The 22359-nt window shown below is 66.0% G+C and carries 21 protein-coding genes and 1 pseudogene; 3 read left to right on the top strand and 19 right to left on the bottom strand.

Annotated elements, in window-relative coordinates:
- From CHU93_RS09730 to dusB, 10 genes and pseudogenes are all read right to left on the bottom strand, one after another.
- Window positions 1-969: an AAA family ATPase gene (locus CHU93_RS09730; RefSeq protein WP_094473878.1), complete on the bottom strand. Its 969-nt coding sequence runs from the start codon at window positions 967-969 to the stop codon at window positions 1-3.
- A complete protein-coding gene (tmk, locus tag CHU93_RS09725) occupies window positions 966-1571 on the bottom strand; it encodes a dTMP kinase (RefSeq protein ID WP_094473877.1) in 606 nt (201 codons plus the stop codon). The genes CHU93_RS09730 and tmk overlap by 4 nt, the downstream gene beginning before the upstream one ends.
- On the bottom strand, window positions 1571-2719 hold the full coding sequence (locus CHU93_RS09720; RefSeq protein ID WP_094473876.1) for a D-alanyl-D-alanine carboxypeptidase family protein: 1149 nt from the start codon (window positions 2717-2719) through the stop codon (window positions 1571-1573). Before CHU93_RS09720 ends, tmk begins: the two co-directional genes overlap by 1 nt.
- Window positions 2720-2757: 38 nt before the next feature.
- On the bottom strand, window positions 2758-3546 hold the full coding sequence (locus CHU93_RS09715; RefSeq protein ID WP_243375496.1) for a septal ring lytic transglycosylase RlpA family protein: 789 nt from the start codon (window positions 3544-3546) through the stop codon (window positions 2758-2760).
- A gap of 125 nt (window positions 3547-3671) precedes the next feature.
- On the bottom strand, window positions 3672-4757 hold the full coding sequence (locus tag CHU93_RS09710; RefSeq protein ID WP_094473874.1) for a lytic murein transglycosylase: 1086 nt from the start codon (window positions 4755-4757) through the stop codon (window positions 3672-3674).
- 51 nt (window positions 4758-4808) lie between these two features.
- The gene (hflX, locus tag CHU93_RS09705; protein ID WP_094473889.1) at window positions 4809-6107 is read right to left on the bottom strand and encodes a GTPase HflX; all 1299 of its coding nucleotides are present in this window, start codon (window positions 6105-6107) and stop codon (window positions 4809-4811) included.
- Between the two features lie 73 nt (window positions 6108-6180).
- Window positions 6181-6396: pseudogene (hfq, locus tag CHU93_RS09700) on the bottom strand (RNA chaperone Hfq); the annotation flags it as partial.
- A 106-nt stretch (window positions 6397-6502) separates the two neighbouring features.
- Window positions 6503-7903 (bottom strand): nitrogen assimilation response regulator NtrX, encoded by a 1401-nt coding sequence (gene ntrX / locus CHU93_RS09695; protein WP_094473872.1) that lies wholly within the window; start codon window positions 7901-7903, stop codon window positions 6503-6505.
- Window positions 7904-7921: 18 nt separating this feature from the next.
- A complete protein-coding gene (locus CHU93_RS09690; protein WP_133064371.1) occupies window positions 7922-10240 on the bottom strand; it encodes a sensor histidine kinase NtrY-like in 2319 nt (772 codons plus the stop codon).
- 79 nt (window positions 10241-10319) lie between these two features.
- Window positions 10320-11336, bottom strand: a complete 1017-nt coding sequence (gene dusB / locus CHU93_RS09685; RefSeq protein ID WP_094473888.1) for a tRNA dihydrouridine synthase DusB — start codon at window positions 11334-11336, stop codon at window positions 10320-10322.
- A 66-nt stretch (window positions 11337-11402) separates the two neighbouring features.
- On the opposite strand from dusB, the gene CHU93_RS09680 reads away from it, so the two are divergent.
- Window positions 11403-12548 carry a bifunctional 2-C-methyl-D-erythritol 4-phosphate cytidylyltransferase/2-C-methyl-D-erythritol 2,4-cyclodiphosphate synthase gene (locus CHU93_RS09680; RefSeq protein WP_094473870.1) on the top strand — a complete coding sequence of 382 codons (1146 nt, stop codon included), beginning with the start codon at window positions 11403-11405 and terminating at the stop codon, window positions 12546-12548.
- Window positions 12545-13042 (top strand): CinA family protein, encoded by a 498-nt coding sequence (locus CHU93_RS09675; protein WP_423825902.1) that lies wholly within the window; start codon window positions 12545-12547, stop codon window positions 13040-13042. Before CHU93_RS09680 ends, CHU93_RS09675 begins: the two co-directional genes overlap by 4 nt.
- 6 nt (window positions 13043-13048) lie before the next feature.
- Here CHU93_RS09675 and CHU93_RS09670 read toward each other — a convergent pair whose 3' ends face one another.
- Window positions 13049-13504 carry a type II toxin-antitoxin system RatA family toxin gene (locus tag CHU93_RS09670; RefSeq protein ID WP_086116250.1) on the bottom strand — a complete coding sequence of 152 codons (456 nt, stop codon included), beginning with the start codon at window positions 13502-13504 and terminating at the stop codon, window positions 13049-13051.
- Window positions 13504-14454 (bottom strand): lipoyl synthase, encoded by a 951-nt coding sequence (gene lipA, locus CHU93_RS09665; RefSeq protein WP_094473869.1) that lies wholly within the window; start codon window positions 14452-14454, stop codon window positions 13504-13506. The genes CHU93_RS09670 and lipA overlap by 1 nt, the downstream gene beginning before the upstream one ends.
- 106 nt (window positions 14455-14560) lie before the next feature.
- On the opposite strand from lipA, the gene CHU93_RS09660 reads away from it, so the two are divergent.
- The gene (locus tag CHU93_RS09660; RefSeq protein ID WP_094473868.1) at window positions 14561-15262 is read left to right on the top strand and encodes a carbonic anhydrase; all 702 of its coding nucleotides are present in this window, start codon (window positions 14561-14563) and stop codon (window positions 15260-15262) included.
- A gap of 193 nt (window positions 15263-15455) precedes the next feature.
- Here the strand turns inward: CHU93_RS09660 and CHU93_RS09655 are convergent, their stop codons facing one another.
- The 7 genes from CHU93_RS09655 to CHU93_RS09620 form a co-directional block, all read right to left on the bottom strand.
- Complete coding sequence (locus tag CHU93_RS09655; RefSeq protein ID WP_133064370.1) at window positions 15456-15821, bottom strand: hypothetical protein; 366 nt, start codon at window positions 15819-15821, stop codon at window positions 15456-15458.
- A 5-nt stretch (window positions 15822-15826) separates the two neighbouring features.
- Window positions 15827-17221: a dihydrolipoyl dehydrogenase gene (lpdA, locus tag CHU93_RS09650; RefSeq protein ID WP_094473866.1), complete on the bottom strand. Its 1395-nt coding sequence runs from the start codon at window positions 17219-17221 to the stop codon at window positions 15827-15829.
- A 322-nt stretch (window positions 17222-17543) separates the two neighbouring features.
- A complete protein-coding gene (locus tag CHU93_RS09640) occupies window positions 17544-18818 on the bottom strand; it encodes a pyruvate dehydrogenase complex dihydrolipoamide acetyltransferase (protein ID WP_094473864.1) in 1275 nt (424 codons plus the stop codon).
- 1 nt (window position 18819) lies between these two features.
- Window positions 18820-19473, bottom strand: a complete 654-nt coding sequence (locus CHU93_RS09635) for an NYN domain-containing protein (protein WP_133064369.1) — start codon at window positions 19471-19473, stop codon at window positions 18820-18822.
- A gap of 5 nt (window positions 19474-19478) precedes the next feature.
- Window positions 19479-20837 (bottom strand): pyruvate dehydrogenase complex E1 component subunit beta, encoded by a 1359-nt coding sequence (locus CHU93_RS09630; protein WP_423825901.1) that lies wholly within the window; start codon window positions 20835-20837, stop codon window positions 19479-19481.
- Complete coding sequence (pdhA, locus tag CHU93_RS09625) at window positions 20837-21895, bottom strand: pyruvate dehydrogenase (acetyl-transferring) E1 component subunit alpha (RefSeq protein ID WP_423825900.1); 1059 nt, start codon at window positions 21893-21895, stop codon at window positions 20837-20839. Before pdhA ends, CHU93_RS09630 begins: the two co-directional genes overlap by 1 nt.
- A gap of 109 nt (window positions 21896-22004) precedes the next feature.
- Window positions 22005-22337: an FtsB family cell division protein gene (locus CHU93_RS09620; RefSeq protein WP_086116241.1), complete on the bottom strand. Its 333-nt coding sequence runs from the start codon at window positions 22335-22337 to the stop codon at window positions 22005-22007.
- Window positions 22338-22359 lie beyond the last annotated feature (22 nt).

Raw genomic sequence — 22359 nt, 5'->3', positions numbered from 1 at the left:
TCAGTTGGGCACCGATGCCAGGTGCATCGCCAATCGCCAGGCCACCTGGCTGGGTTCCAGCTGCAGCGGCATCGCCTCGCGCGCCAGCCTGCTCGCCTGTTCCCATTCGGCAATCGCCTTCTCGCGCGCGGCGCCATGCAGTTGCTGGGCCTGCGTGGCGATCATCGCCGGCACCCGATCGAGCAGGGCGGCATAGCGCCCTTCCCGCCCCTTGGCAGACAGCGATTTGGCCAGCGCCAGCGCCGCCGGATTGGCCCGCTCCACCGGCTGCCCCACCAATGCCGCCAGATCGCGCGACAGGCTAGTGATGCCGGCCCCCGCCAGGCTCAGCGCCCGGCCTGGGCAACCGGCGGCCAGGTCCACCAGCAGATCCTCATCCTCGCCATCCAGATCAGCGCCAGCCAGGACCCGGCGCACCTCGGCATCGGCCAGCCGCGAAAAGCGCAAAGTGCGGCAGCGGGACCGGATGGTTGGCAACAACCGGCCGGGCGAATGGCTGATCAGCAGAAACACCGTATCTTCCGACGGCTCTTCAAGGCTTTTCAGCAAGGCATTGGCCGTGTTGCGGTTCATGTCGTCAGCCGCATCGATCACCACCACCCGGCGGGGGCCGAGCATGGGCGTCCCCGACAGAAATTCGCGCAGCGGCTGGCCCTCGCTGTCGGGCCGGCGCACGATCTGGCCGATCACGATTTCGGCGCGCAGCTTGCCAGTCTTCCCGGTCGTGCGTTCGATCAGGCGATAATCCAGGTGCGATCCTGCCGCCATCAGGCGTGCCGCCTCGCTGGTCTCCGGCACGTCAAATTGCGGTGGCGCACCAGCCAGCAGCCAGGTGGCAGCCGCGCGGGCAAAGCGCGCCTTGCCCAGCCCCTGTTGGCCGACCAGCAACCAGGCATGGTGCGGCCGGCCACCAGCAAAAGCCGCCATGAAGGCCGCGATCTGGGCATCATGGCCGATCAGCCCAGTCACAGCACCGCCATGATGCGGGCGGCCACATCGGCAACGCTGCCCGATGCATCAATGGCCCGGCAGCGGGCCGGGTCCAGGGCAGGCAGTTCGGCAAAGAAGCCGTTGATGCGGGCATGAAATTCGCGGCCAAACGCCTCGAAACGGGCGTCCCCACCGCGCGCTGCCGCCCGCGCCAGCCCTTCGGCCTCGTCCAGCTGGAACACCAGGGTCAGATCCGGCCACAGGCCCACGGCGTCGGCGTGCAGCTGGGTCAACACCGCATCGGACAGGCCGTGGCCGGCACCCTGATAGGCGCGGGTCGAATCGACATAGCGGTCACAAATCACCATCGCGCCGCGTTCCAGCGCTGGCCGGATGACCCGGGCGACATGATCCACCCGCGCCGCCGTCATCAGCAGCGCCTCGCTCCAGGGCGTCCAGCGATCGGTTTCGCCGCTCACCAACAGGCTGCGGATCGCCTCGGCGCCGGCGGTGCCGCCTGGCTCGCGGGTCAACACCACCTCGTGCCCGCGAGTGCCGATGGCGTCGGCCAGCAGGCGCGCCTGCGTGGACTTGCCGCTCCCCTCCCCGCCTTCCAGCGTGATGAAGCGACCCCGCAGCATCAGCCAAACAGGCCCATCAACCAATTGATGGCGCGGCGGAACATGCCGGCTTCCTCGATCGCCACCGGCGTCACCAGCGGCGCGCGCGCCGGCTGCTGGCCGGGCATGGTCACCACCAGCCAGCCCACCTGTTGGCCGGCCTTCAGCGGTGCCTTCAGGCCTGCCAGCGGCTGCACACTGGTCTTGCGCTCCATGGCAAAGCCGCGCGGCAGGGTGACAAACAGATCTTTGCCGGCCACCGCATCAATCTGCGCATCGGCGGCGCCGTCGATCGCCACCTTGCCCATCACTTGGCCCTTCTTGCCGAGCGGGATATTCTGCCAGGCGGCAAAGCCCCAGTTCATGAAATCGACACTGGCCGACACGCGTTCGCCAAAGCTCTTCAGCCCGGCCACCACCATCACGATGCGGCGGCCATTCTGCACGGCCGAACCGGTGAAGCCATAGCCGGCCTCTTCGGTGTGGCCGGTCTTCAGGCCATCGGCGCCCGGCACCTTGCCAAGCAGCGGGTTGCGGTTGCCCTGGGTGATGGCCTGGCCGCTGCCCATGGTCTTGCCCCAGGTGAAGCCTTCCTTCTGATAGAAACGCGCATAAAGATCGGGGAAATCGCGAATGGTGGCTTCGGCAATCATCGCAAGATCCCGCGCCGTCACATACTCGCCCGGATCAGGCCAGCCGTTGGTGTTGGCAAAATGGCTGCCCTTCAGGCCAAGCCGCTGCGCCTCACGGTTCATCAGGGCCACATAATTGGCCTCTGTGCCGCCCAGCCCTTCGGCCAGCACGACACAGGCATCATTGCCCGACAGGGTGACAATGCCGTGCAGCAGATTTTCCACGCTCACCTGGGAATTCACATCCAGGAACATGGTGCTGCCCTGGTTGTTCCACTTCTTCCAGGTATCCTCGCGCACCATCACCATCTGGTCCAGGTTGGCTTCGCCAGCCTTGATCAGCTTGAAGGCGACATAGACGCTCATCATCTTGGCCATGGAAGCCGGCGGCATGCGCTTGTCCGCATCCTTGGCAAACAGGATGCGACCGGTCTGCAGATCCTTCATGAAGGCGATCGGCGCCGCCGTGTCATAGGCCTGGGCAACGGCTGGCGCCGCAGCGACAGCGGCAACAAGAGCAGCAACAGCAAGACGCATCGTCAAAACACTTCCCTTTGGGGTTGGCGCCGACTGCCTCAACGGGCGGTCTGCGGCGGAATCACGCGTGCATCGACATAGCCGGCGCCGCGCACCTGCGCCAGCGCCGCGCTGGCCATGGCTTCATTGCCGAACGGCCCCAGCCGCACGCGGACCAGGCCATTGGGACCAGGCTGGGTCACCACCGGTCCAAAGCTGGCAAGATAACCGGACAGCCAGGCCACCCGCCCGGCGTCGGACAAGGCGGCCACCTGCACCAGCCATTCGCCGCCGCTCGCGGCACGCGCCGCCGGCCGCACCGCCGGGGATGGCGGCAATGCCACTATGGTCACGGCCGGTGCCGGCGCGGCCGCCACGGGCGCGGCCGGGGCCGATGCCACCACAAGGGGCGGATTGTCGGACCGGCCGGCCGGATACACGCGGGTCAACCGCACACGCGCGGTGCCGGCCCGATCGACCGCCAGCAATTGGGCGGCCTTGCGCGACAGATCGATGATGCGGCCGCGCGCGAACGGCCCGCGGTCGTTGATCCGCACGGTCAGCTTGCGGCCATTGTCGAGATTTTCCACCTCTACCCAGCTTGGCATCGGCAGGGTGCGGTGGGCCGCCGTCAGATCATCCTGGTCATAACGCTCGCCGTTGGCAGTGTTGCCGGCATGAAAGCCTGGCCCATACCAGCTGGCCACTCCTTCCTCGCGATAGTTGCGGTCATCGGCCGGATAATAGGTGATCCCGGCCACCTGATAGGGCTTGCCGATCTTGACCGGCCAATTGCCCAGCCTGGCCGCATCGCGCGCCACCGCGCTGGTGTCATCCGCAAGGTCCATGCCGCGTTTCGGTTCCGGCTTTGCCGGCTGAGCATGATGGCGTGGCGGCGGCGGGGTTGGCCGTGGCGCTGGCGACCGTCCCGAACAGGCGGCCAGCAGCAATGACGCCACAAGGCCAATGCGCCTCATTGCGCGCCCGTGGTTGCCACCTGCAGCGGTGCAACCGGCTGCGGCAGGCTGATGGCGTCGGCCAGCAAGGTGACCGACATGGCATAAAGATTGGAGCAGTTGTAGCCCAGGATGGCGCGATAGCTGCGGGTGACGAGATACGCGCCCTGCCCCGCCCCATCCGGCTCGATCAGGCTCATCGGCACATCATCAGCCGGCCAGCTCGCGTTCACCGGCGTGAAGCCCAGCGCGCGCCATTCCCGCGCCGGCTTCAGCGCCGAATGGCGTGACAGCGGGGCAACGCAGCGGCTCGGCGGCTCGGTTGCGGCCACGCTGGCCCGGTCAAAACCCTCAGGCGGCAGCGTGCGGAACCCCCAGCCCTCGCCGGCCTGCCAGCCACTTTTCGCCAGATAATGGCCGATGGAGGCAAACACGTCGGCCTGGCTGGCCCACAGATCAACCCGGCCATCGCCATCACCGTCACGGCCATAGCTGAGATAGGAGCTGGGCAGGAATTGCGTCTGGCCAAAGGCACCAGCCCAACTGCCCTTCATCACCGCCCGGCTGGCATGGCCTTCTCCCACGATGCGCACCGCCGCGTCCAGTTCGCGGGTGAACAAGTCGCGCCGGCGGCCTTCAAACGCCAGGGTCGCCAGCGCCGACGGCAGGTCATGCCGGCCCATCACCCGGCCATAGCTGGTTTCGATGCCCCAGATGGCGGCAATGATCGCGGCCGGAACGCCGCTGGCCGCTTCAGCCTGGGCCAGCAGATCACGGTTGGCGGCAAACTGACGCTGGCCATGAACAACCCGATCGCCGCGGAACTTGGCGGCGAGATAATCGGGGAAACGCACCGGCCGCGCGGCCGTGCCGGGCTGGCTGCGATCCGCACCGATCACGTGCGGCACCAGCGTCACGCCGGCCAGGGTCGCATCAAGCCATTCCGGCTTCAACCCGCGCGCAGTCGCTTCGGCGCGATAGACATTCAGCCATTCGGCAAAGGCCGCCTGCTGCTCGGGCGACACGCGCGCTTCATCGGCACAGGCGGGCGCCGCCAAAAGCGCGATCAAAATGCCGAGAACACGGGAGAAACGCACAGACATGCCCTTTATTGCCAAAGCCGGGGCGCGCCGAAAAGCCCGAATTGCGCCGCATCAATGCAGCGCGTCAAACCGGGCCTTGTCCTTGTCGTCCAGCCGCACATCGATGGTGATGCTGATGTCGTCGCTGGCCTGCGCCAGCACCTCACCATGGCCGTGCAGCCAGGCGATGCGCCGGCCGTCGCTCAAAGGCAGGGTGATGCTGTGCACCCGCGCACCCGCCCGCAGCGCCGTGTCCATCGCGGCCTGTAGGCGCTCGATCCCTTCGCCGGTCAAGGCCGAAACCGGGATGGCGTCATCGCCAGCCTGTGCCCGCACAAGTTCAACTTCTTCTGCAGAAAGCGCGTCAATCTTGTTGAAAACCGTGAGCATCGGTGTCTCGCGCTGGTCGGGCGCCAGGCCCAGATCACTGAGCACGTCGATCACATCCTGCGCCTGCGCATCGCTGTCCGGATGGCTGATGTCGCGCACATGCACGATCAGATCGGCCTCCAGCACCTCTTCCAGCGTGGCCCGGAACGCCGCCACCAGCTGGGTCGGCAGGTTGGAGACAAACCCCACCGTGTCGGAAAGCACGACCTTGTCATGCCCCGGCAGCCGGATGGCACGCATGGTCGGATCAAGCGTGGCAAAGAGCAGATCCTCGGCGCGCACCTCGGCACTGGTCAGCCGGTTGAACAGGGTGGATTTGCCGGCGTTGGTATAGCCGACCAGCGCCACCACCGGCCACGGCGCCTTCTGCCGGTTGCGCCGGTGCAGGCCGCGGGTGCGCCGCACCTCCTCCAACTCCTTGCGCAACCGGGCGATGCGGTCGCGGATCAGCCGGCGGTCGGTTTCGATCTGCGATTCGCCAGGGCCGCCCAGGAAGCCGAAGCCGCCGCGCTGCCGCTCCAGGTGGGTCCAGCTGCGCACCAGCCGGCTGGCCTGATATTGCATATGCGCCAGTTCCACCTGCAACGTGCCTTCGGCCGTGCTGGCGCGCTCGCCAAAGATTTCGAGGATCAGGCCGGTGCGGTCGATCACCTTGGCCTTCAACGCCTTTTCGAGGTTGCGCTGCTGCACCGGGCTCACCGGGCCGTCAATGATCACCACCTCGGCACACAGGGCCGCGACCAGCCCGGCCAGCCGATCGATCTGGCCGCTGCCCATCAGGTGCGAGACCGATGCGCTGCGCAGCTTCACCACCTCGGCATGGACAACCTGCAGATTGATGGCGCGCGTGAGGCCAACCGCCTCGGCCAGCTTGGCATCGGGCGAACGCAGACCATGGGCCCCGCCCAGTTGCGGCAGGATGACGAAGGCAAGCGCGCCGGTGCGCAAACCCCGCGCTTCGTCAAAGCCTGCAATGGTCAGTTGATTTGGGCCGGTCGGGGGGCCGGCTGGTTGATGACTCAAACCTGTCTCACTCTTCGGTTTCGGCCTCGAACTGCTGCAGCGGGGTGGCCGGCATCACCGTCGAGATGGCGTGCTTGTACACCAGCTGGCTGTGGCCGTCACGGCGCAACAGCACCGAGAAATTGTCGAACCAGGTGATGACGCCCTGCAGCTTCACGCCGTTCACCAGGAACATCGTCACCGGGGTGCGCGTCTTGCGCACGGTGTTCAGGAACACATCCTGCAAACTGTTCGACTTGTCGGCCATCGGGTCATCCCTGTTCTTCTTGGGCGATCAACACGCCACCCTTCCGCCATAGACACTGCCCTGCCGCATTTCAAATATCCCTTTCGTCACAGGAAGGTGAAGGTGGTCATTCGTCCACCTCGTCGCCCCCCTCCGGCTGCTCGTCGGCCAGGCCCAGCGCCTTCAGCTTGCGGTGCAGGGCGCTGCGTTCCATGCCGATGAAGGCGGCAGTGCGGCTGATGTTGCCGGAAAACCGCCTGATCTGGGCACGCAGATATTCGCGTTCGAACGCCTCGCGCGCCTCGCGCAGCGGGGTGCCCATGATCGATCGCACCGCCTGGCCGGGCACCAGGCGCGATGGTTCGGCCGTCACCTCCTGCGGCAGCATGTCGATATCGATTTCGGCCACGCGCGTTGTTGGCGCCAGGATCAACGTGCGCTCGATCACGTTGCGCAGCTGGCGCACGTTGCCCGGCCAGTCATAGGTTTGCAGCGCCGCCAGCGCGTTGTCGGTCAACACCGGGGTCGCCGTGCCGCGCTCGGCAGCATAGCGCGCCAGATAGTAACGCGCCAATTCCGCCACATCCTCCCGCCGTTCCGACAGCGGCGGCATGCGCACCGGCACAACATTCAGCCGGTAATAGAGATCCTCGCGGAAGCGCCCGGCGGCAATCTCGGCCGAAAGATCGCGGCTGGTGGCCGAAATCACCCGCACGTCCACCCTCACCCAGCGGGCACCGCCCACGCGTTGGAACACCTGCTCGGTCAACACCCGCAAGATCTTGGCCTGGGTGGTGATCGGCATGTCGGCCACATCGTCCAGAAACAGCGTGCCACCGTGCGCCTGCTCGAACAGGCCGGCGCGCACATTCTCGCCGCCGTCCTCCACGCCGAACAACGCCTCTTCCACCCGCTCCGGCGTCATCCGCGCGGCCGACACGACCACGAACGGCGCCGAATCGCGCGTGCTCCACTGGTGCAACAGCCGCGCCGCCACCTCCTTGCCGCTGCCGGCCGGGCCGGTGATCAGCACGCGGCTGCCGGTGGCCGCCACCCGCTTCAGGGTGGCGCGCACCTGATTGATCTGCGGCGAGGTGCCGGTCAGCTCAATGTCATAGCCCACGCGTTCCTTCAGGGCCTGATATTCGCGGCGCAGCCGTTCGGTTTCGGTCGCCCGCCGCACCACCAGCAGCAGTTGTTCGGCCTGGAAGGGCTTCTCGATATAGTCATAGGCGCCGCGCTTGATGGCAGCGACCGCGGTGTCCAGCGTGCCGTGGCCGGAAATCATCACCACCGGCAAAGTGGGATCGCGCGCCTTCATCGCATCCAGCAGCTCGATCCCGTCCATCGCCGATCCTTGCAGCCAGATGTCCAGGATCACCAGGCTCGGCCGCCGTTCGGCCAGCGCCGCCAGCGCCTGCTGGCTGTTGGCCGCCACCCGGGTTTCAAACCCCTCATCAGCCAGCACGCCGGCGACCAGGTCGCGGATATCGGCTTCATCATCAACGATCAGGATATCAAGCGCCATGATATGGGATGGTCCTCATCAAACGGGGGCGATCAGGGCGGCCATCGGCAGCGCCTGCTGGGGTTCGGGGGCGAGAGCGCGCGACAAGGTGGCGATTACCCGCGCACCAGGCCCATCGGGATTGTCGGCCAGTTCCAGGCTGCCACCATGATCCTCGATGATCTTGGCAGTGATGGCGAGGCCCAGGCCGGTGCCGCGCGCCCGGGTGGTGACATAGGGTTCCAGCAAGCGCTGCCGGTCTTCGGCAGGAAAGCCCAGGCCATTGTCGGTGATGCTCAGCCGCACCTTCTCGCCCGCTTCTGCGATGTCGATGGCAATCTGGCCGGGCGCGCCGCTGCCGCCATCGGCCTCCAGCCGCGCCGTCACGCTTTCGGCGGCATTCTTGATCAGATTGGTCACGGCGCGGCTCAATTGCTGGCGGTCGCACACGATGGCGCTGGCCGTCTCCCCGTTCAGGCTGAACCGGATGGCCGGGAAGGCCACCTCCTGCAGCACCAGCGCTTGCCGCACCAGCCGGTCAAACTGGTCGGGCGCAAACACCGGCTTGGGCAGGCGGGCGAACTCGGAAAACTCATCCACCATGCGCCTGAGGTCGCCCACCTGGCGCACGATGGTGCCGGTCAGCGTGGTGAACGTATCACCATCCTCGGCGATCTGGCGGCCAAACTTGCGCTGCAGCCGTTCGGCGGCCAGCTGGATCGGCGTGAGCGGGTTCTTGATCTCGTGCGCGATGCGGCGGGCAACATCGGCCCAGGCCGCGCGGCGCTGATCGGCCAGTTGGGCCGAAATATCGTCAAAGGTCAGCACGAAGCCGGCATCACCGCCCTCGCCCTCCCCGGCCGCACCGATGCGCACCGCCAGCGTCTGCGTTTCGCCATCCCGCTGGATGCGCACCTGGCCGGCGGCATCGCCCGTCTGCCGCGCCTGATCCAGAAGATCGGCCAGTTCCGGCGCCACATCCTTGAGCAACTGGCCGCGCAACAGCCGCTGCGGCATGGCCAGCAGGGCGGCGGCCGAGGCATTGGCCACCCGCACTTCGCCATCCGGCGCGATGGACATCACACCGGCCGAAACGCCCGACAGCACCGCCTCGGTAAAACGCCGCCGCGTGTCGAGCTCGCCATTGGCCGACAGCAGGGCGGCCTGCTGGCTCTTCAACTGGCTGGTCATGCGGTTGAAGGCGCGTTCCAGCACACCAATCTCGTCGGCATCGCCGCGCACCGGCACGCGCGCATCCAGATCGCCGGCCCCCACCCGCTCGGCAGCAAAGGCCAGGCGCGCAATCGGCTCCACCAGCCGGTTGGCCAGCCAAAGGGCGAACCAGATGGCAACGATCAGCGTGAGCAGGGACACCGCCATCAACACCAGGTTGAAGCGCAACTGCATCACCCGGCTGCGTTCGATCAGGGATTTATACTCGTCCAGCGCGCCCGCCGCCTTGTTGGCGCGCGCCAGCACGGCCGGGTCCACCTTGCGGCTGACATAAAGAAAGGTGCCGGGCTGGCCGGGCACGGCCACCGCAGCCTCCACCCGGTCCTCACCGGTGCCAATCAAGGTCACCGGCGCCGCCCCGGCCCGGCCAAGATCGATATCGGCCAGATGGTTGCCCACATCGGCCGGGTTGACCTTGCTCACCGCAACCAGCTGCAGCCCACCCGGCCCCCGCCGCACCACCGCTGCTTCGGTGAGCGTGCGGCCGGCGACCTGGAAATCAAGCCCCCGGCGATACAACGCCGAACCTTCGCCAAAATCCCGCGCATAGGAGGCCACGTCAGCCGCCATCACCACGATATCATCGGCGATGCGCTGGCGGTTCTCCTCCACATAGGCCTGCGCGACCTGGTTGGAGCCATCGAGGATGGTGCGCACCCGATCGGAAAACCAGAATTGCACGCCAAACTGAAACAGCAGCGAGGCAAACACCACCACCAGCAGCGTTGGCACCGCCGCGATCGAGGCAAACAGCGCGACCAGACGCAGGTGCAGCCGCGCCCCTGCCAGGCCGCGCCGGCGGTTGGTGACCAATATGGCGACGCGCCGGCCGATCAGCACCACCAGCAGCATCGCAGGCACCAGATTGGCCACCACCAGCAAGGCCACCAGCGGCTGCGACGCGCCATTGGCCGGCAAGCCGCTGCGCGTGAGATAGGCATAGCTGGTCCAGCCGGCCACGATGGTGAGCACAGCGGCCAGAAGCTCAAGCCGGGGATAGAAGCCGCTGCTGCGGGTGACACGCACCGCGCGGCGGGCAACACGCCGGCCGCGCACCGCCAGGCGGGCCAATGGGCCACGCCGGCGTCGAAGAGCCGGGTTCAGGGTGCGCGATTCGACTGCCACGATGCCGACAGGATAGCCGATTGCTGTTGCATCGGGAACACAGTGATACGCTGCACCGTTGCAGCAATGCGACAGGCCGTCAGGCCGCGCGCTCCAGCGTTGCCGGCGGTGCCGCCAGAAGATTGTCGTAAAACCGGTCGATCATCGCCAGCACGGTGGCGCTGCTGGTCACCTCGTTCACCGCGTTGCGGAACTGGGCACTGTCGTGCAGGCCCTTGGTGTACCAGCCCAGATGCTTGCGGGCGAGGTTGACGCCGTTCAACTCGCCATAAAGCTCGAGCATCAGGGCATAATGTTCCTTCACCAGTGCATGTTGTTCGGCAAGGCTGGGATCGGCCGGCACATCCCGCCCGGTCAGCGCTGCCATCACCTGCGCCAGCAGCCACGGCTTGCCATAGGCACCACGCCCGATCATCACGCCATCGGCCCCGCTCTGGGCCAGCGCCGCCCTGGCATCGTCGATGGAACAAATGTCTCCATTCACGATCACAGGCAGTTGCACGGCATTCTTCACGTTGCGCACAAAGGCCCAATCGGCGGTGCCGCTGTATAGCTGGCAGCGGGTGCGGCCGTGCACGGTGATCAGCTGGATGCCCTCACCCTCGGCAATGCGGGCAAGTTCCGGGGCATTGAGGCTGTTATGATCCCAGCCCATGCGCATCTTCAGCGTCACCGGCAGCTTTACCGCCTTCACGGTGGCACGGATCAACTGGGAGGCCAGCGGCAGGTCGCGCATCAGGCTGGATCCGGCATGGCCGTTCACCACCTTCTTCACCGGGCAGCCCATGTTGATATCGATGATGGCAGCGCCCTTCTGCTCATTGAGCTTGGCGGCTTCGGCCATGCGCTGCGGCTCGCAGCCGGCCAACTGCATGGAAACCGGCTCTTCCGATGGGTGCCAGGCCGCCTTCTGGATGCTCTGCCGTGTTTCGCGGATCATCGCTTCCGATGCGATCATCTCGGTCACGGTCAGCCCTGCACCAAAGCGGCGCACCAGCGTGCGGAACGGCATGTCGGTCACGCCGGTCATCGGTGCCAGGATCACCGGAATATCGATGCGGTTCGGGCCGATCTGGATAGGGGCAAGCAGGCTCATTGTGGCGGGGCCATAGCGCAGATTGGCCCTTTTCCACAAGGCGAAGGCCCGATATGTGCCCGCATCATGCGCATCAGTGCCCTTATCGTCGCGGCTGGTGCCGGCATCCGGGCCGGCGGTGGCATGCCCAAGCAATATCGTGACGTGTCCGGGCAACCCCTGCTGCGCCACGCCGTGACCGGCCTGTTGAACCATCCCGGCATCACCAGCGTCACGGTGGTGATCAATCCCGAATGCCGCGCGCTGTATGAAACATCCGTCGCCGGCCTGGTCCTGCCCCCTCCGGTTGCCGGCGGTGCCACACGGCAGGACAGCGTGCGCGCCGGGCTGGAGGCGCTGGCCGCTGATCCCCCCGATGTCGTGCTGGTGCATGATGCCGCCCGTGCCTTTGTGCCGGCCGCGGTGATCGATGCGCTGATCGCCGCCTTTGCTGATCCGGCGGTGGAGGGTGCCTGCCCCGCCCTGCCCCAGGTGGACAGCCTGCGCCGCGGCGCCGACGGTCGCTTTTCCGGCAGTGTCGATCGCGACAATCTGTGGCGCGTGCAGACCCCGCAGGCCTTCCGCTTCCCGGCCATCCTCGCTGCCCACCGTGCCGCCGCGCCGGGGCAGACGGACGAGGTTGCCATCGCGCTCGCCGCCGGCCTCGCGGTTGTCATCACGCCGGGCGACGAACGCGCTTTCAAGGTGACGGAGCCGCATGATTTTGCCAAAGCCGAGGCCATGACCGTCTATTCCTCCCGCGCCGCGTCCGGCTTTGATGTGCACCGTTTCGGCCCCGGCGATAATGTCTGGCTGTGCGGGGTGAAAATCCCGCATGATGCCGGCCTGGTGGGCCACAGCGATGCCGATGCCGGCCTCCATGCCCTCACCGATGCATTGTTGGGCACCATCGCCGCCGGTGACATTGGCGATCATTTCCCGCCCAGCGACGAACGCTGGCGCGGCGCCGCGTCTGATCAGTTTCTCGCCCACGCCGCCCAGCTGGTGCGCGAACGCGGCGGCATCATCGACCATGTGGATGTGACGCTGATCTGCGAGCGGCCCAAGATCGGCCCGCACCGGGAGGCGATGCGCGCGCGCATGGCCGAAATCCTCGGGCTTGCCATCGACCGGGTCAGCGTGAAGGCGACCACCACCGAAAAACTTGGCTTCACCGGCCGGCAGGAGGGCATTGCCGCCCAGGCCATGGCCAGCGTGCGACTTCCGAAATGAGCGGGATGGACGCCGAACTGGTCACGCTGGCCGAGCAGGTGCTGGCGGCAAACCGGGCCCTGGGCCGCCGCATTGCCGTGGCCGAAAGCTGCACCGGGGGGCTGGTCGCCGCCGCGCTCACCGAAATCCCTGGCTCGTCCGACGTGTTTGATCGCGGCTTTGTCACCTATTCCAACGAGGCCAAGATGGAATTGCTCGGCGTGTCGGAGGATGTGCTCGCCACCTTTGGCGCCGTTTCGCCGGCCACCGCCTGGGCGATGGCGCAGGGCGTTCTGGCCCACAGCCCGGCCGATATCGCCGTGTCGATCACCGGCATCGCCGGTCCCGGCGGCGCCACGCCGGGCAAGCCGGTGGGCATGGTGGTGTTCGCCCGGGCGCTGCGCGGGCAGGATCCGGAAAGCGTGGTGGCCGATACCCGACAGTTCGGCGATCTCGGCCGTGCCGAAGTGCGGCGCCAGGCAGCGCTGGTGGCGCTGAACCTGCTCAAGCCCTAACCTATTTCAACCCCTGGGCCCGTACAGCGCCTCCGCCCGCGCCACAAAGGCGGCCACCATCTTTTCAAAGGCTTCGGTGAAGAACATGCCGGCCAGCGCTTCGAAGGCGCGGTTGCGGAACTGGAAATCCACGGCAAAATCAATCTCGCAGCCGCCGCCCGGCCGGTCGCGGAAGGTCCAGTCGTTGAACAGATATTTCATCGGCCCATCGAGATAGTCGACATGCACATGGGCCGGCCGGTCCAGCGTCACCCGGCTGGTGAACTTCTCGCGGATCATGCGAAAACCCACCACCATGTCGGCCACCAGCACGGTCTTGCCATCGGGCAGTGCCTGTGGCGGGCCAACCCGCATGCCCTGCACCCAGGGCAGGAATTCGCCATAGCGGCGAACATCGGCCACCAGATCGAACATCTCGGTGGCCGACCAGGCCAGGGTTCTGACTTCGCGGTGCTTGGGCATCAGCTCCGCTTAGCGGCGCTGCCGGTCCCTGCCGCCTGCGCCTTTCGCCGCGCCTGCATTTCGGCAAAATCCCGGCCCGCGTGATAGGAGGAGCGGGTGAGCGGCGAGGCGGCAACCAGCAGGAAACCCTTGGAACGCGCCACGGCGGCATAGGTGTTGAACGTTGCTGGCGTCACGAACTCCATCACCTTCGCGTGGCGCGGCGTCGGCTGCAGATATTGGCCAACGGTTAGGAAATCGACCCCGGCCGAGCGCATGTCGTCAAACACCTGGTGCAGTTCCAGCGGCGTTTCGCCCAGCCCCACCATCAGGCCGGATTTGGTGAAGATGGTCGGGCTCAGTTGCTTCACCTTGTCCAGCAAGCGCAGCGAATGATAATAGCGCGCGCCCGGCCGGATCGTGGGATACAGGCGCGGCACGGTTTCCAGATTGTGGTTATACACATCCGGCCCGGCCTCAACGATCATCTCCACTGCCCGGTCCATCTTGTTGCGGAAATCGGGGGTCAGGATCTCGATCGTGGTCTCCGGCGTCTGCCGGCGCAATTCGCTGATCACCTTCACGAACTGGCTGGCGCCGCCATCGGGCAGATCATCCCGGTCAACCGAGGTGATGACGATATGCTGCAGCCCCATGCGCGCCGCGGCTTCGGCCACATGGCCGGGTTCGGCCGCGTCCACCTTGCCCGGCATGCCGGTCTTGACGTTGCAGAAGGCGCAGGCCCGGGTGCAGGTGTCGCCCAGGATCATCACCGTCGCGTGCTTCTGGCTCCAGCACTCCCCGATATTGGGGCAGGCCGCCTCCTCGCACACGGTGTTGAGCTTGAGACTGCGCATCAGCGCGCGCGTCTCGTTATAGGCCTTGCTGGTTGGCGCCTTCACGCGGATCCAGTCCGGCTTGCGCGGAAGGCCAGACGGAGTGGTGGGCAGATCAAGGACTGGCTCGCTCATGCGGCAGGATTAGCGGCTGTTGCGACCAATGCCAACCATGGCGGATGACGGTGCAGCCATAACGGTTTAGCATGGCGCGCAATCAGTGCAGAAACAGGGGAAAACCATGCCTGAATTCAAAGCCCTTCTGGAAGGCTATCGCCGGTTCCGCACCGGTGCTTACCAGGAACAGCGCCGCCGCTATGACGCCCTGGCCGACAAGGGCCAGGCCCCCGGCGTGCTGGTGATCAGCTGTTCCGACAGCCGGGTGGACCCGACGCGGATTTTCGACACCGAGCCGGGCCAGATGTTCGTGGTGCGCAATGTCGCCAATCTGGTGCCGCACTTCGATCCCGATCCCACCCATGGCCAGCACAGCACGTCGGCCGCGATCGAATATGCCGTTACCCAGTTGAAGGTGCATCATATCCTGGTGCTGGGCCATGCCCGCTGTGGCGGCATCAAGGCCAGCCTGGAAGGCACGTTCGACAATGCCCAGCCCGGCGAGGGCGGCTTCATCAACCGCTGGATGAGCCAGATTGCCCCGGCCCGCGACACGATCCGGGCGGCTGCCCAGCTTTCGCCCGATATCGATGCCTGCAGCGCGCTGGAATTGGCCTCGATCCGCCTGTCGATCGACAATCTGCGCAGCTTCCCGTTCATCGCCGCCGCCGAAGCCAGGGGCGAACTCCACCTGCAAGGTGCGCTGTTCGATATCGCTGAAGGCGTGCTGCGCGTGCTGAACCACGACACGGGCAAGTTCGAAGCATTGTCGGTGGACTGGGAGTCGGAGCCGGTGCAGGTGCCGGGCCAGTTGAAGGCCGTCTGAACACGGAAACGGGCGCAGACATCACAAACAGGGGGGAGTGATGGCTGCGCCCGTGCCGGACAGGCCGGCGGTAAGGGCAGTTACCGCGGTGGCCAACCGATAAGCGGGGTTTAAGATAAGAACGGTCTTGTATGCAAGGGCCAAACATTGCCCTTCTGTCATCTTTGGGTGCGGCAGGCTGCCGCAGGCGTATTCAGGGCTTGGCCTCATAAACCCGGCCGCGCGGATCGCGCGACCCGGCCGCCTGGTTCACATTGGCCTTGAACTCGTTGTATTTGCACCCGAAGGCCCCGCCCGAGCCCCAGGTTCCGGAACAGGTGCCAGCGGTGCCGACATCAGGCCCAAGCAGGCGGTTGCGTTCGTTCGAGACGCTGAGTGTGCCGCGCGCGCCGAATTCGCGCCGCACCGGCAACGGTGCCCGATAGGGCGACGGCGGCGGTTCGCGATTCGCGCAGACCACAATCTCGTCAGGCTGCCGCCTCGGCGGGCAGGACACGCTCCACCCCGGCGGCATCAACGCAGCGGTTCCGCTGGCCGCCACGATCAGGGCGGCCAGCATGGGCATCAGAAATGCAGCGCCCGGCCATAGGCGTCGAGCACGCTTTCGTGCATCATTTCCGAAAGCGTCGGGTGCGGGAAGATGGTGTGCATCAGCTCCGCCTCCGTCGTTTCCAGCCCCATGGCGATGGCATAGCCCTGGATGAGCTCGGTCACCTCGGCGCCAACCATGTGGGCGCCCAGCAACTGCCCGGTGGTGGCATCAAACACCGTCTTCACAAAGCCTTCCGCCTCCCCCAGCGCGATGGCCTTGCCATTGCCGATGAAGGGGAATTTGCCGACGCGCACATTGTGGCCGGCGGCCTTGGCCTTGGCTTCGGTCAGGCCGATGCTGGCCACCTGCGGCCGGGCATAGGTGCAGCCCGGAATGCGGCTCACGTCCATCGCATGCGGGTGGCCGCCAGCGATATGCTCCACCGCGATGATGCCTTCATGGCTGGCCTTGTGCGCCAGCCATGGCGGGCCGGTGACATCGCCAATGGCATAAAGGCCGGGGACGTTGGTGCGGCACATGCTGTCCGTCACGATATGGCCGCGGTTGGTGACGACGCTTAAGCCTTCCAGCCCGATATTTTCCGTGTTTGGCACGATGCCGATGGCAACAATCACATGGCTGTATTGATCGGTCGTCGCCTTGCCATCGGCGGTGGTGATGGTGGCCGTCACGCCATCGGGGCCCGGCGTCACGTCGCTCACCTTGGCAGCAGTGACGATGGTCAGGCCCTGCTTGGTCAGCGCCTTCTGGGCAAAGGCTGAAACCTCCTCATCCTCCACCGGCAGGATGCGGTCGAGCATCTCCACCACGGTCACCTTTGCGCCCATGTCGCTGTAGAAGCTGGCGAATTCGATGCCGATCGCACCCGATCCGATCACCAGCAGCTTGGTCGGCATGGCTGGCGGCACCATGGCGTGGCGATAGGTCCAGACGCGGTTGCCGTCCGCCGCCACGCCCGGCAGATCGCGGGCGCGGGCGCCGGTGGCGACGATGACATTCTTGGCGCTGAGCACCCGCTCGCCATTCGCCGTGGTGACGGAAACGCTGGTCGCCCCGGTCAGCCGCCCCTGCCCTTCCACCTCCTCGATCCTGTTCTTCTTCATCAGCGATTTGACGCCACTGTTCAGCTGCGCCGCCACCTTGCGGGACCGGTCGGTGACCTTCTTGAGGTCAAACGACGGCTTTTCCACCGACAGCCCATAGGCATCGGCGTGGGTGATATAATGATAGATTTCGCTGGTGCGCAGCAGCGCCTTGGTCGGAATGCAGCCCCAATTGAGACAGATGCCGCCCAGCCGCTCGCGCTCGACGATGGCGACCTTCAGGCCAAGCTGCGCCGCGCGGATGGCGGCGACATAGCCGCCAGGGCCGGAGCCGAGGATGACGAGATCATGCGAGGTGGTCATCTGCTTTACTCGTGTGCTGGTAGGGTCACGGTTACTTGGTCTGGGCCGGGACCATTTCTGTATTGGTCACGCATTGATGCAATGAGCAAAGCGAAGCCAAGCCCCATAGCAATGCCGATCCAGCCGACGACCCGAACTTTCCACGCGATAGCAGCGGCCAGAAGGCCAACCAGCGCTATCCCGGCTGCCCAGCGAAAGTCCGAACCGAACTTGTCGTAGCCCAGTGTGTCATTGCCTGTGACAGACATTACTGCGCCCGCCGACAAAAGAATGAATACGACCGATCCCAGCCGGGAAAGCCACAGCCCAGCGCTTGATCGCGTCACGCCACCAGCCCCAACGGGTTCTCGATCAGCGCCTTCACCGCGCTCATCAGTTCGGCCCCATCCGCGCCATCGATGGCGCGGTGGTCGAAGCTGCCGGTGATGGTCATCACCGTGGCGATGGCGAGCGCGTCGCCCTTGACCACCGCGCGCTTTTCACCGGCGCCCACGGCCAGGATCATCGCCTGCGGCGGGTTGATCACCGCTTCGAACTGCTTGATGCCGAACATGCCGAGGTTGGACAGGCTGGCCGTGCCGCCCTGATATTCGTGCGGCTGCAGCTTGCCGGCGCGGGCCTTTTCGGCGAGCGCCTTCATTTCGGCCGCAATCTGGCTGACCGCCTTGCCATCTGCGCCCGTGATGATGGGGGTGATCAGGCCCGACGGCGCGGCGACGGCGACCGAGATGTCGGCGCGCTCATAGACCAGCAGATTTTCGCCCGCGAACGAGACATTGCACTTGGGCACTTGGCGAAGGCCCAGCGCCAGCGCCTTGATGACGAGATCGTTGACGCTGACCTTGATGCCGCGCGGTTCCAGCGCCTTGTTGAGCTCGCCGCGCAGCTTCAGCAGCGCGTCCAGTTCGACGTCGAGGGTGAGATAAATGTGCGGAATCGACTGCTTGGCCTCGGTGAGGCGGCGGGCGATGACCTTGCGCACATTGCCCAGCTTTTCCACGCTGTGCGGGATATCGCTGGTGACCGGGGCAGCTGGCGCAGGCGCGCGGGGGGCAACCGGTTCGGCCGGAACGGGGCTGGGCGCTGGCGCAACGGGCGCCGCCACGGCGGGCTTGCCGGCCGCGGCTTCTACATCGGCGCGCACGATCCGCCCGCGCGGGCCACTGCCGGCCACCGTGGCCAGATCAACGCCCTGCAGCTCCGCGATGCGGCGGGCGAGCGGGCTGGCGATGATGCGGTCGCCCGATGGCGTTGCAGATGGAGCGGGGGCGGCTGGGGCCGCAGGCGCAACCGGCACTGCTGCAGGGGCAGGCGCGGCCACGGGCACTGGCTTCGGCGGCGGCGCGCTGCTCTCGCCCTCGCCAGCCAGCCGCAGGATCACCGTGCCCACCGGCACATTCTCCAGGCCTTCCGGCACGGCAATCTCGATCACCGTACCCTCGTCCACGGCCTCCACCTCCATGGTGGCCTTGTCGGTCTCGATCTCGGCGATGATGTCGCCGGATTTCACCACATCGCCGGGCTTCACATGCCACTTGGCCAACGTCCCCACCTCCATGGTGGGCGACAGGGCGGGCATGGTCACATCGATTGCCATATCAATTGTCCACAAAAAGCTGATCAACCAGGGCGCGCTGTTCGTCGTCGTCCGGATTGTCGATCAGGTCGGCCATGTCGAGGAAATAGGCGGCGGCACCGGCTAGCGCGCCGGAATAGCGCACTTCGGCGCCCTGTTCGGATTTCATGCCCCAAGCGACGACCAGGGCGCGCTTGCCGATGGCGTTGATCTTCTTCACCAGCGGCACGAAATCGCCATCGCCAGCCACCAGCGCCACCACGTCGCAGCGGTCAGACACGGCCAGATCGAACGCCTCCAGCGCCAGCCAGACATCGATGCCCTGTTCCTTGGGCGGCTCGCTGTTGGTGTCGATGCGGGTGAAGTGCGGGGTGATGTTGCTGGCGGCGAGGATCTGATCGAACACGCGGTCGTTGCGCAGCGATTCCTCGACGAAATTGGCGCTGCGGGCCCGGTCTTCCAGATCGCGCACGGTGTAACGGCCGCGGAAATAATGCGCCTCCACCACGCGCGCCCGGCTGCGCGACACATCTTCCATGTCGGCGGTGGCGACGCGGATGAATTCCATCAGGCCCGACAGCGATAGCCGCCGCGCGGCGTTATGTTCAAACTTGTAGAAGTTCGACACGCGGTTGAAATAGCTGCCGTCGATCATCACGGCGATGCGGGTTTGCATATGCTTCACCGGTAACACACGCGGCGCGCGGCGGTGACGACATCATCAGCCTTCACCAGCGCGGCCTTTTCCAGATTGGCGGCATAGGGCAGCGGCACATCGACGTTGGTGACGCGCAGCACCGGCGCATCCAGATCGTCAAACCCGTCTTCCATGCAGATGGCCATGATTTCCGACGCGATGGAACAGGTGGGCCAGCCCTCCTCCACCACCACCAGCCGGTTGGTCTTCTTCAAGGATGCCAGCACGGTCGCCTTGTCGAGCGGGCGCAGGGTCCTGAGATCGATGACTTCGGCCTCGATGCCTTCAGCCGCCAATGTGGCCGCCGCCTGCAACGCCACGCCGACGCCAATCGAATAGCTGACCAGCGTGACATGGTGGCCGGCGCGCATGATGCGGGCCTTGCCGATCGGTACGACATGCTCACCCTCCGGCACGTCAAAGCTCTGGCCGTAGAGCAGCTCATTCTCCAGGAACACCACCGGATCGGGGCTGCGGATGGCCGCCTTCAACAGGCCCTTGGCATCGGCGGCATCATAAGGCGCGATCACCACCAGACCGGGCACGCTGGCATACCAGGGGCCATAATTCTGGCTGTGCTGGGCCGCAACACGGCTGGCGGCGCCGTTGGGCCCGCGGAACACGATCGGGCAGCGCATCTGACCGCCCGACATGTACAGCGTCTTGGCGGCCGAATTGATGATGTGATCGATCGCCTGCATGGCGAAGTTGAAGGTCATGAACTCGACGATCGGCTTCAGCCCGCCCATCGCCGCGCCCGTGCCCAGGCCGGCAAACCCATATTCGGTGATCGGCGTGTCGATGACACGGGCCGGTCCGAATTCATCGAGCAGGCCCTGCGTCACCTTGTAGGCGCCCTGATATTCGGCGACCTCCTCGCCCATCACGAACACAGCGCCATCGGCGCGCATTTCCTCCGCCATGGCATCGCGCAGCGCTTCGCGCACCGTCTGGCGGCGGGTCGGGCCGCTGGCAGTTTCGGGCGCAGTCACCGCCACTTGAACCGGGGCCGGCGCTGCCGCCGGCGCGGACACAGGCGCCGGCGCAGCAACGGCCGCCGGGGCAACTTCAGGCGCGGGGGCAGGCGCGGGGGCAGCTGCTTCATCCTCGCCGGCAATCACGATGATCGGCGTGCCCACCTTAACCCCGTCGCTGCCGGCCGCCACCAGCAGCGCGGTGACGGTGCCGCCATCATCGGCCTCCAGTTCCATGGTCGCCTTGTCGGTTTCAATCTCGGCAATCACGTCGCCGGGCTTCACCACATCGCCCACGGCCACCAGCCATTTGGCCAGCGTGCCCTCTTCCATGGTGGGCGACATGGCCGGGAGAAGAATCTGCGGCATCAGTAGGTTCCCAGCAGCACGTCGGTGTGGAGTTCGGACAGGGCGGGTTCGGGCGCCTCCAGCGCGAAATCGGCGCTTTCGGCCACCTCATCACGCACCGCCCGGTCGATGGCCTTCAAGGCCGCTTCATCGGCAAAACCGCCGTCCAGGATTTCATTCTTCAACCCCTCGATCGGGTCGCTTTTCTCGCGCATCGCCTGCACTTCCTCGCGGCTGCGATATTTGGCCGGGTCGCTCATCGAATGGCCGCGATAGCGATAGGTCTTCATTTCCATCAGCAGCGGCCCGTTGCCGGCGCGCACCCATTCGATGGCCGTTTTCGCCGCGCCGCGCACCGCCAGCACATCCATGCCGTCCACCTGCAGGCCAGGCACGCGGAAGCTTTCGCCCCGGCGATAGAGCTGGTCTTCGGAACTGGCGCGGTTCACCGATGTGCCCATGGCATATTGGTTGTTCTCGATGACGAAGATCACCGGCAGCTTCCACAGCTCGGCCATGTTGAAGGCCTCGTAAACCTGGCCCTGGTTGGCCGCGCCATCGCCGAAATAGGTCACGGCGATATGGCCATCATTCTTGTATTTGTGGGCAAAGCCCAGCCCGGCGCCCAGCGGCACCTGGGCGGCCACAATACCATGGCCGCCGAAAAACCCGTGCTCGACCGAGAACATGTGCATCGAGCCGCCCTTGCCGCGGCTGATGCCGGCGGCGCGGCCGGTCAATTCCGCCATCACCGCCTTGGCATCGATGCCACAGGCCAGCATGTGGCCATGGTCGCGATACCCGGTGATGATGCTGTCGCCGCGCACCAGTTCGGCCTGCATGCCCACCACCACGGCCTCCTGGCCGATATAGAGGTGGCAAAAACCGCCGATCTGGCCCATGCCATAAAGCTGGCCCGCCCGCTCCTCAAAGCGGCGGATCAGCACCATCTGGCGATACATGTCGAGCAGCTGCTCTTTGCTGGCGACGAACCGTTCCGGTTCGTCAGGGCGCGGCCAATTGGGAACGGCCGGTGCGGATGCGGCCTTGCGGCCTGTGCTGCGTGCCAAGATGGTCACCCTTCTCCCTTGAGGACGCCCCGGTATAAAATGTCGCAGGCGCCGCCCACAAGCACACAATTCGGCCCGTGAACCTCAATGGTTACCAGCGGCCAATTCGGCCGAGATTTCAATTGGCCGCAGCAGGTTCCGGCGGCAGCGGCACGATCACCTCATCAGGCCGCACCATGTCCAGGTTCTTGCGCACCAGTTCATCGGCCAGATCGGGATCGACATGGCGCGGATCCAGCAACACCAGCCGCTGCTGCAGCGCCGCGCGCTGTTCATGGCTGTTCTGCACCGCCTGTTCCAGTTTGGCACGCTGCGCCTGATAATCGTGCCAGGCGGCAAAGCCGGTCGGCCCCGAGACGGCGTGCCAGGCGAAATAGCCGGCCACCACCACGCAGCCGACCGGCAGCGCAGAGCGCACGAGCATCTCTTTCAGGCTGAGCTTCACGGCCATGGCGCGAACTTTATGCAAACAC

Source organism: Sandarakinorhabdus cyanobacteriorum (assembly GCF_002251755.1).
GTDB classification, from domain to species: domain Bacteria; phylum Pseudomonadota; class Alphaproteobacteria; order Sphingomonadales; family Sphingomonadaceae; genus Sandarakinorhabdus; species Sandarakinorhabdus cyanobacteriorum.
Note: the sequence above shows the minus strand (reverse complement) of the source record. Positions and strands in the feature narration are given on the sequence as shown.